10 protein-coding genes are annotated in these 9,832 nt (G+C 42.4%); 2 read left to right on the top strand and 8 right to left on the bottom strand.

Going from position 1 to position 9,832, the window contains the following annotated elements; genetic code table 11:
* Positions 1 to 145: 145 nt before the first annotated feature.
* A complete protein-coding gene (locus ACFFAP_RS30980; protein ID WP_375514343.1) occupies positions 146 to 796 on the bottom strand; it encodes a hypothetical protein in 651 nt (216 codons plus the stop codon).
* A 1,116-nt stretch (positions 797 to 1,912) separates the two neighbouring features.
* Positions 1,913 to 2,680: a hypothetical protein gene (locus ACFFAP_RS30975; RefSeq protein WP_375514806.1), complete on the bottom strand. Its 768-nt coding sequence runs from the start codon at positions 2,678 to 2,680 to the stop codon at positions 1,913 to 1,915.
* A 207-nt stretch (positions 2,681 to 2,887) separates the two neighbouring features.
* Between ACFFAP_RS30975 and ACFFAP_RS30970 the strand changes: the two genes are divergently transcribed.
* Complete coding sequence (locus ACFFAP_RS30970) at positions 2,888 to 4,372, top strand: IS1380 family transposase (RefSeq protein WP_375514805.1); 1,485 nt, start codon at positions 2,888 to 2,890, stop codon at positions 4,370 to 4,372.
* Between the two features lie 279 nt (positions 4,373 to 4,651).
* Here ACFFAP_RS30970 and ACFFAP_RS30965 read toward each other — a convergent pair whose 3' ends face one another.
* From ACFFAP_RS30965 to ACFFAP_RS30950, 4 genes are all read right to left on the bottom strand, one after another.
* Positions 4,652 to 4,954, bottom strand: coding sequence for a hypothetical protein (locus ACFFAP_RS30965; protein ID WP_375514804.1), 303 nt, complete (start codon positions 4,952 to 4,954; stop codon positions 4,652 to 4,654).
* A gap of 243 nt (positions 4,955 to 5,197) precedes the next feature.
* Positions 5,198 to 5,347: a hypothetical protein gene (locus tag ACFFAP_RS30960; protein ID WP_375514803.1), complete on the bottom strand. Its 150-nt coding sequence runs from the start codon at positions 5,345 to 5,347 to the stop codon at positions 5,198 to 5,200.
* Between the two features lie 10 nt (positions 5,348 to 5,357).
* Positions 5,358 to 6,224 (bottom strand): aldo/keto reductase, encoded by an 867-nt coding sequence (locus ACFFAP_RS30955; protein WP_375514802.1) that lies wholly within the window; start codon positions 6,222 to 6,224, stop codon positions 5,358 to 5,360.
* 371 nt (positions 6,225 to 6,595) lie between these two features.
* The gene (locus ACFFAP_RS30950; protein WP_375514801.1) at positions 6,596 to 7,663 is read right to left on the bottom strand and encodes an aldo/keto reductase; all 1,068 of its coding nucleotides are present in this window, start codon (positions 7,661 to 7,663) and stop codon (positions 6,596 to 6,598) included.
* Between the two features lie 527 nt (positions 7,664 to 8,190).
* Between ACFFAP_RS30950 and ACFFAP_RS30945 the strand changes: the two genes are divergently transcribed.
* On the top strand, positions 8,191 to 8,343 hold the full coding sequence (locus ACFFAP_RS30945; RefSeq protein ID WP_375514800.1) for a hypothetical protein: 153 nt from the start codon (positions 8,191 to 8,193) through the stop codon (positions 8,341 to 8,343).
* Positions 8,344 to 8,589: 246 nt separating this feature from the next.
* On the opposite strand, the gene ACFFAP_RS30940 is transcribed toward ACFFAP_RS30945, so the two are convergent.
* Both ACFFAP_RS30940 and ACFFAP_RS30935 read right to left on the bottom strand, forming a co-directional pair.
* Positions 8,590 to 9,084 (bottom strand): DUF1772 domain-containing protein, encoded by a 495-nt coding sequence (locus tag ACFFAP_RS30940; protein ID WP_375514799.1) that lies wholly within the window; start codon positions 9,082 to 9,084, stop codon positions 8,590 to 8,592.
* 321 nt (positions 9,085 to 9,405) lie between these two features.
* Positions 9,406 to 9,567: a hypothetical protein gene (locus tag ACFFAP_RS30935; RefSeq protein ID WP_375514798.1), complete on the bottom strand. Its 162-nt coding sequence runs from the start codon at positions 9,565 to 9,567 to the stop codon at positions 9,406 to 9,408.
* Positions 9,568 to 9,832 lie beyond the last annotated feature (265 nt).

Raw genomic sequence — 9,832 nt, 5'->3', positions numbered from 1 at the left:
ATCAAGAACGTATTTTACCTTCATTGGTAAATTCTTTCTCAGAAATCACCTTAATGCACTGCCTGAAACAGCGATCGCTCCACTCAAGAAATTACTCATCTCAACAAATAGCGAACCTTAGTGCCATTCCACTATAGCTAATAGTCTATTGAGTAGTACCAATAGCAGATTTCAATTGAAGTTTAATATTTGTACCTTTTTTCAGGGCAACTTCTCCACCAGGACTAGACAAAACAAAAGCAGCCGCAGCAGCACCACCTGCTAGTCCACCATGCTTGAACTTGGCTTGATTACCAAGAAAATGACCTGCAATTGTACCACCTAAAATAATCCCTGTATTTTGAATGAACTTACCTTTGGTTTTTGTTTCTAACTTGGTGTTTACTAAAGTTGCATCAATGGGATAAGATGAACCATTTTTAAGCGAAATATCATCAAAAACTAAATGTAAACTTGCTTTTTTTCCTTTAGCAGCTTTGACTACATCTTCCAGGTGTCCCTGTATTTGACCATCTTGAAGAACTTTATTGACTCCAATTGAGGAATTCTTAATTTCTAAAACAAAGCGGTCATTATTCTGGCTTTTACTCGTAAATATCTCTTGCTGAAGAACAGTCTCAAAACTTGTTCCAGCAGGTACAGATATTTGTTGATTAGTTGGTTGACTAGATGTGCCTTCAGGGATGGCAGTTTTGTTGTTACTAGAAGTATTGTCAGTCTGGCTATTAGTTTTATTACAACCTGCTGTGCTACTTAATAAAATAGCACTCAATAACAATGGCAACAGATTTTTCATAGCGACGGTGTTGATGCAATGAATAATAACAATACAATCTTTTCAGGGTTCTTCGGTTATTTTTATGGAAAACCTGGTTTAAAATCGTTGAAAGCATTTTGAGCAGAAGAGTGTATTTTCCATACCCTGCATGGGTTTGAGCTTTTTTTTGCCTAAAAAATGTTTAGATCCCGTTAAGAAATCAACTACACTGGCAGTTGCAGCTAGCTATGTAGGTCGGCGTAAATAATTATTGTTGAAATAAGGCAGGGGGCAGGGAGCAGGGAGCAGAGCGAGAAAGAGTTTGAGCCTTATTTACTTTTCTTCACACAGTTTGGTTTTATTGCACCAATTTACTTACATTTGGGCAACAGTTCATTTAATTCACCAACGGAAAAGAAATACTGGTAGAGACTGCAAGGCGTTGGAAGTGGGAACGAGTGCTGCAATATGCCAGTAGTTGAGGCCTTCCCTGATATTAATTAGAGAAGGCAGGCAATCAATAATCCTGCCGTGCTTAGGACAATATCCGATTAAATATTGCATATTTGATTGACAAAATGATTACAAATTTATGTCAAAAAGGTGACGAATAACAATTACTGCAAAGGTTATTTTCGAGGAATTCGATAACTGCAATCAAATATTTATCACGTCTTCGATGGGGAACTTTAATGCTAAATAATTTTTCCAATATCCATATTTTCAACCAACAACGAAGTGGGACTGAAGACTTATCACTGATTCAAGAAAGAAGCGATCGCAGTTCCGATTGAATATGATTAATCCCTAACCACAGCAGGGCGGCCGCATCATGTCAATAACTTCAGTCTATTCTCAATAGGCTGAAAAATAATCTCATTAATCCCTGCTTATTGACAAAGTTTTTTGCGTTGGCGTAGCCCGTCGTAGACATCGCATTGAGTCTTGGAAAGTAGATCAAAACAGAAATGCTGATTAAATCGATTGTTTCTTAACCTTGGTTGTGAGCAAGTATAATTTAGATGCGTTTGCCCTGTTAACCACAGGGATTGATTTAGGACTTACTCCTTGATGACAAAACCCCAGCATGAATTCCGAAAACAATTGCAAACTGCTTAAACCACAAGCGTTTGGGCTTTTCAAGCGTGCCATTGGTTACAGTCCCTTATTGATTGGATCCCGGCAAGAAAGTAGGCTGATGCCAGTCAAGCCTAGTCCCAGCAGCATTGCAATGTTGTTGTCTGGCTCCGGCACTGCTTCAAGTTGGGCTGTGTTCAACACGCCGTTGGCAAACTCCTCATCGTAGTTGCCAAGGGTGAGAAGATAGGATTTGCCTGTGGCGTCGCTTAGGGGAATTGGAACTACCGTAGATACCGATCTTGGAGCCGGACCAGACCCATAGCCAACACCTACGTAGTTGGTGAAAGTCGTTGTCACAAGTTGCGCGGCGCTAAAAGGTGGCGAGGCGGATAACCAGTCTCCGATAAACCCGGCACCATCTGCAACCGGATTTTGCAGAAACCCACTTGCGTAGTGCCCCGATCCAAAAGGTGTAGTATCGTCAAAGACTGCTACAGTAACGCCGCGAGCCGAATCTTGATTGTAAGTAGCTATATCATAAGTGCGATCACCCACCGTTAGGGTAGCCGAGATCGGCGAATAGGCGACAAACCCACTAGTCCCAACAGGTGCAGCAAGATTCGGGCTGGTGTCGTCGAAAAGCGCGGTTGCAGTGAAGGGAGTCGATCCAGAAAAATAATCGGTTGGAGAACCCTGGAGATTAAGTGCGTCATTGGTGTTAAACGAACCACTGTAGATAAATTTGAAAGTACCTGCGTTTGCAGCAGGCGCGGTAATCAGCATGCCAACGCCCAAGAGCGCTGTTGCAATAGAGCGGACGGCGATACGAAAACGAGTTTGCATATTCGATTTTTTACAATGTTACAGTGTGATGGTATTGTATTGTTCCCCCACTCTTCATCTATCTGGTGGTTTGTTTTAGGTATTACTACTAGTAGTTCGCTCTCGTGAACTTAGCGGGGTAAACCCGGATTTCTCACAAGCCGAAAAAAAATAGGGGTCGAAAACTGCCAAAATATCTATTGCACATGAATTCCAGCAGTTTTAAGCATGACCCCCAATAAAACAGATTGTATACTGGAACAGTTGAAATTTGAACTAGTAAAGTCATGTCCAGTCGTAGTTAATTTCAACGGTGAGACTGTAACATCAGATGCCGGACTAATTTTAATTGCGGAGCTAGACCGAAAAAGGGAGATAACATCACGATTAGCACAGTGTTTTAAAGATTACCGAGAACCTTCGAGAATTGAGCATTCGGTAAGTAATTTGATTGCACAGAGAGTATATGGTTTAATAATGGGCTATGAAGATATTAATGACCATGAAGCCCTACGCTACGATTTGATATTTGCATTGGCAGTTGGAAAAGTGATTAATTCGGAGAAAGAATCAATTACGTTAGGGAAAAGTACGTTAAATCGTCTGGAACATTGTCCAGAAAACATCTCTTCAAGAGCCGAGAGTCGATATCACCGAATTGAACATGATGCATCAGCTATAGAAACACTGTTGGTAGAAATATTTTTAGAATCATATTCAAAACCACCACGACAGATAATCTTGGATTTAGATGTGACAGATGATCTTGTATATGGTCATCAAGAAGAAGTTTTCTTTAATCCTTATTATCGAGGTTATTGTTATGCTCCACTGTATATTTTCTGTGGAAAACATTTATTAGCAGCAAAGCTTCGTGCTTCTAACGTAGACCCAGCATCAGAAGCGTTATCAGAATTGCAACGAATAATAAAACACATACGTTCACGCTGGGATCAAGTAAAAATACTGGTGCGTGGAGATAGCGCATATTCAAGAGAAAATATTATGAGTTGGTGTGAATCCCAAACTGGAGTTGATTATGTGTTTGGGTTAGCACAAAATAGTCGGCTATTACAACTGTCCCAATCAATCCAATACCGCGCATACCTTGAATACTCGCAAAAAATTCAAACAGTAGTCGAGTTTTTTGAAACCTTATTGGCTGCCTCACCAGATTTAGAAAAACAAGCAACAGCATTTGTTGATAACTCGGTTTGGTATTCTTCGCTCGACTATAAAACAAAAGATTCTTGGAGTCGTAATCGCCGAGTTGTTTCAAAAGTAGAATATGGAGAAGCGGGAATAAAGACTCGGTTTGTTGTAACTTCACTCCCTACCAAATTAGTTCCTCCAGGACGACTTTATAGCCAAAAATATTGCCCACGAGGTGAGATGGAAAATCGGTTAAAGGAGCAAAAGCTTGACTTGAATAGTGACAGAACCAGTACCCATACGTTTGCTGGTAATCAGTTACGTTTGTGGTTTTCATCTGTTGCATACATTTTAATGAATGCTTTACGAGAGCAATATTTAGCCAAGACCGAACTCCAAAACGCTACTGTTGGCACTATTCGGCTCAAGTTACTAAAGTTAGGAGCAACTATCACTGTTACTAGCCGAAAAATTTTAATTTCAATTAGTAGCTCTTGCCTTTATAAAGAAATTTTCGCTCTGGTCTACAATTATTTATCTCTCTTACCCTATCCTGGTTGATTTTTACTTCATTATCATCATAGTTATTAGCTTGCTATTGGGGTGAGTTTACTCAACTTAACCCTAGCTTTAGGCTGTCTACTTATTGGTTTCAATGATGTTTGCTTCAGTAGTTGTTATTTTATCTGTATCTTATTTATCTTTATTATTTCGGTTTCTACGTCGCCATACTCTGTTTTTGAATCTAGTTTGGTATTGTATAAAATAACTTACCCTAAGTTTTGCTCACCTCAATGATTTTTTCTCACTTGTGAGAAATCCGGGTAAAGGGTGCATGTTTTAGCCCCTTCCCCTAAAACATGCACCCCAATCAAGAGTCCAAACCCAGCAAAGTTGTCTTGGCAGACTACTAGATTCCTTTTGTGTCCCATTTGTGGACATTTGATTAGCTGCTGCAACCTCCCCACCCCACAGTTCCGGCAGCGATCTCTGTACAACTTCCCGTAAAGGGGATGTGCTGGTGGCAGAAATCCCCGGTCTTCTCAAAGCAGCATAGTGTATTTGAAAAACTGCGATCGCGGCGTTTGAGCAGGCGATGCCTACGGTTTTTGCTAGCCTACGCATCATCTTGATAGACATCATTCATTCTTGACTCATCAGTTCAGTATAAGAGTTAAGTTAATACCTCCAGTTTTTCCAATTTTTCAACATAATTTCTAATTGACAAAAGTAAGATTGTCTTAACCTCTCACTGATAGATTGGGGTTTCATTCTCAGTTATATAGTTAGATTCTCAATAAAAACAGATGTTTGACTGCGATGCCTGCGGCGGGCTGCGCCTACGCACTATTAAACAGGTGATTTATACCTCTAATTTTTCGCACCTCACTTTGGAGTGTTGCTCCCATCCACTAATCCAGTCACATGACCTGCTAAGTTTACCAGAATGTTCTGTGACCAGACATCCATGTGAAGCAGGCGAGGGGATTGTACATCATCAAAGTGAGCAATATGTTGCTCTAAAAGATTAGACAAAAAGTAGCGATCACTTGGCTGATGCAGCGGCTTTATCGAGTTGCTCAAACTCGTCGTCTGACAGTTCAAGCTGCGCGGCAGCAATATTCTCTTCCAGGTGAGCAACTTGACTTGTTCCCGGAATCGGCAGCATATTAGGACTTCGCTTCAGCACCCAAGCTAGTGCCACTTGTCCTGGCGATGCGCCATGTGCATTAGCTATCATGTCTACTGGTCCGCCTGACTGGGCGAGGTCGCCGGAGGCTAACGGATACCAAGGGATAAAGCCGATACCCTCATGGGTGCAGTAGTCAAGTACCGCCTCATCAGCCCGGTCTACGAGGTTGTAGCGGTTCTGCACCGTGGTCACGGGGAATACCTTCCGTGCAGCCTCAATCTGCTCCACCGAGACTTGACTCAGCCCAGCCCGCGCAATCAGCCCTTCTTTGAGAAAATCGGCGATCACACCAAATTGCTCGTCTTCAGGCACCTTAGGATCGATGCGGTGCAGTTGCCATAGGTCTAGCTGCTCCACTTTCAGGCGGCGCAGGCTCATGAGTACACACTGGCGTAGATATTCCGGACGACCTACCGGCGGCCACTGATTCGGACCTGTACGGGTCAGCCCACCCTTGGTGGCGATAAATATGCCGTCATAGGGATATAGTGCCTGGGCGATCAGTTCCTCAGCGATGTAAGGTCCATAGCTATCCGCAGTGTCGATGAAATTGACTCCCAGATTGGGCAAGCGTTTCAATACTTGTAGCGCCTCCTCCCGGTTTTTGGGTTCACCCCACACCCCTTTGCCCGTAAGCTGCATGGAGCCAAAGCCCAGCCGCGTTACTGAACGATCCAAGAGAGTAAATTGTCCAGAAGCACTAGCATTAAGTTCAGACATAGTGTAAATCGGTTGGTGTAAATTGGTTGTCAGTGTCCGAGTTCGATAAGGGATCAATTGTAGTTATGCCTTGGGTTCAATTAATCGGTGGGTGCTTTAGACTGCTACAGTCACCAAGGCAACTTTATCGTTAAGTGGTTTACCCATTGCAAGCTTTTTTGCTGTTGTACAGTGACAAATTAAATGGCGTTGAGACAAAGAAAGTGTCATTAAGTTAAGCCTTACCCACTTTAGTAGGGCAACAATTTGTATTGATACTGCATGCTTTGTTCCCTGTGCTGCATCTTACCGGGAGCGATGTGAGAGTTCAAGCTTCACACCTTCGATGAGATTAATTTGGGGTTGATTCTGGGCGTTTTACCTCTGGTTTGTTATCCAAGCCATTCCGGATTCTTAGCTGTACCGTCAAAATGGTTAGTTGTTTTAAACAATTCATACTGCCCTTGAGCAGCAGCTTGGGCAGTTCGTGCCAGGAGTGCTGTGAGTTGTTGCTGACTCATCGGTTGAAAAGTACGTACAGCTTCTAATGCTTGGTCGAGAATTGGTATACTATCAATACCTGTAATTACTACTGAAGTTGGCAAGTTCATAGCATAGTGAAGACACTCGATTGGCTTAACAGTGTTACTCTTAAGAATAAATTTCCCGCCCATTGGCTTCATGCTTAAAACACCAATTTTCTCCTTTAACGCTACAGGTAGAACTAAGTGTTGAAAACTCCGAAAATGCGCGTCCATAACGTTTAGTGGCATTAGCAGTGTATCAAAATGAAAGTTGTTTTGGGCTGCAATATCCAACATTCTCAGATGAACTAAAGGATCTTTGTGTCCGGTAAAACCGATGTAACGAACTTTCCCGGCTTTTTGTGCCGATAGCATTGCTGAGAGTGCCCCATCAGGAGCAAAGATTCGATCTGGGTCTTCCATACGAATGACTTCATGGAATTGCATTAAATCTACATGATCTGTCTGTAGGCGCGTCAGAGACTCGTCAATTTGTTTAGCCGCAGCTTGCTTCGTGCGACCATCAACTTTAGTCATCAGAAACACCTTTTGACGATAACCGTTGCGGAGTGCTTGACCCATGCGGATTTCACTGACTCCGTTGTTATAATCCCAACTATTATCCATAAAAGTGATGCCGCGATCTATGGCACTGCGGATAATTTTGATACTCTCAAGCTCATCTTTTTGTTGCCCAATATGAGAACCACCTACCCCGATGATGGAGACTTTTTCTCCTGTGCGTCCTAGTGTTCGGTAAAGCATTTCACCGCTTTTAGTTGTCTGTGGGGTTGATAAGGGAGTAGTTGTTACTGGTGACTGTGCTTGAATCGATTCGTTTCCAGCTAGAACAGGTTTGAGCAAAACTTCGCTAGCCGCTAAACCTGCGCCTAAACCCGAAGCCACTTTGAGAAAATTTCGTCTTTTGATATCCATGTATTTTATCCTTACTGGGGAAGGGTTAACGTCTGATTTATAATGTTCAAAACTCCTAACTGCTTATACCAATTCACTAAAATTATGAAACAGATATAAACCCTCAAGGCAAGTATCTCTAAGTTTTTTAATTGCGAATGGGCGAAAAACCGAATTGCGAATTGGTATTAATGCTTACTTGCAATAGCTGACTCCAAACGGTCTGAACCGATTACAAGCAATCGACTTTTACCATTCTACGGAAGCAGTTGTGCGAACGCGTCTTCCTAGTGAAAGATAACAACTGTGTATTTTATAGTCATGAATAGAACATCTATCTACCTCAAAAGCTGAGAGTTTATTCCTTCAATGGCTTTTAAACTGCGTCCATTTTGAAAAGAGGAGTATGTCACGGAGAATGTATTATTCGATTGTGGCTTGAGTTGTGAACTTTACCCTGATTCCAAAAAACTATGGTTTTCAAGAGAGACGTGCTGAATGTAGCAGGTAAAAAGTGACTCATTTATGCCGCATTGGCAGCAACGCCCTTGGTTGATACCCAAGCAGGTTCTCAAATGTGCGATCGCTTCAACGAAGAGGCACGTGTCAATCATGCCTCAAATCTACCTGTGGGTAGTTTTATCTTTTTCTTCTGCCTCAAAAGTCCCCTACAGATTCACACGCAATTCCAGATGTATTAGAAGAGACTTTAGCATCAGAGCTAGCAAGTTTTTCGCAGCAAAAAACATCAATATAACCGACTCACAGTAACGGTTTTGATGGAACAGTGAACTACTTTGACCTACACAGCTTCTAGCCAATCGCACACCACAGATGTACACCCGCTATTCATTGTTAACCCAAACCTGCCATTGTCCCAGACATGTGTTCAGTGTAAAGCTCACCATCAGCCACATTTTTACAGCTTATGCAAAACATGACTATAGTCATGTTTGATCGCAGAGTGCAATAGTCAGCAATACTGCTGCTCCAAAGGCTGCTATTGTCCGAACATGGTTCCAGAGCGTCCAGTTAGTCAGATATATAGCCCAGAGGTTTACACCCTCAGTGCTATCTGGTTTGGCGATCGCCAGGGCATCATTGAGCGGCACATTGAAGGCAATCGTCACCAGAATTGTCCCAACGAGATAAAGCAAGCTACCAAGCAGTAAGTAGACCGTACCAGGTTGATGCAACTTTGACAAGTAGGTGATCACCAGAAAAAGACAAGCTAAAGCTGTTCCAAACAGCGCTATCATAAACAACGGATTAATCGCTGTGATATTAATCGACTGCATAGCGGCAATGCCTTCTCTCGGCTGAAGTCGAGCAAGAGCATTCATTACAAAAGTCGAGAATGCAAAGAAGACTCCAGCCACCAGTCCACAGCCCAAGGCAGTGAAAAGTTTCAATGCAAAAAGTAATTGGTCAGTAGTTGTCATAAACTCTCCTACCACGCTTGAGTGCAAACGACATTCCAGCATGAGACTACTATTAGTTCGGTTCCACTCTCAAATAAAATTGCTCCCGCCACAAACTTAACATCTCTCTTGAACGGATCTAAGTCGTCTACTACCTTCGACAGTCCGCGCTTGGATGTGGTAATTAGGGTGATCTCGCATAACTGGTGTAGTATGCAAAGGATAGCTAGACAGAGGGTAAAGGCGTAAACCCATCTGTTGCGCTACAGAGATCGCCAAAAAGAGATTCTTGAGATAAACTGTAGCTAGTTCCTTGGCAGTGTCGGCGGATCGGGTGTTAATTTATACCATGTTTTTAACGAACTCTGCCACAAAGTAATTGGGGTTTAAACCTTGTGCTTGAGCAATTAATTGACAACTCTTTAAAAACTCATCGGCGCGATCACTCAAGCTACCAGCTTCATCTACCAGAAAAAATTCTTGCTCCAGACCGATACGACGCAAGACGTATCGCCATCTAGACCTCCACAGGGAGCGATGCTCCAAAGTTAGATCGGACTTTAATTCTCATTTATAGAGCTAGATTCTCAATAAAAACAGTTATTTAGCTGCGATGCCTGCGGCGGGCTACGCCTACGCACCCCTAAATAAGTGATTTAGCACCCGAATTTTAAACACCTTACAAAATCGCATTGCTCCCGCCTCAATATATGTAGCTAAGGTGATTTCTGAGAAAGAATTTACCAATGAAGGTAAAATACGTTCTTGA

The sequence above is a fragment of the uncultured Nostoc sp. genome (assembly GCF_964245575.1).
GTDB lineage: Bacteria > Cyanobacteriota > Cyanobacteriia > Cyanobacteriales > Nostocaceae > Nostoc.
This window is presented reverse-complemented; position numbering and strand designations above follow the sequence as displayed.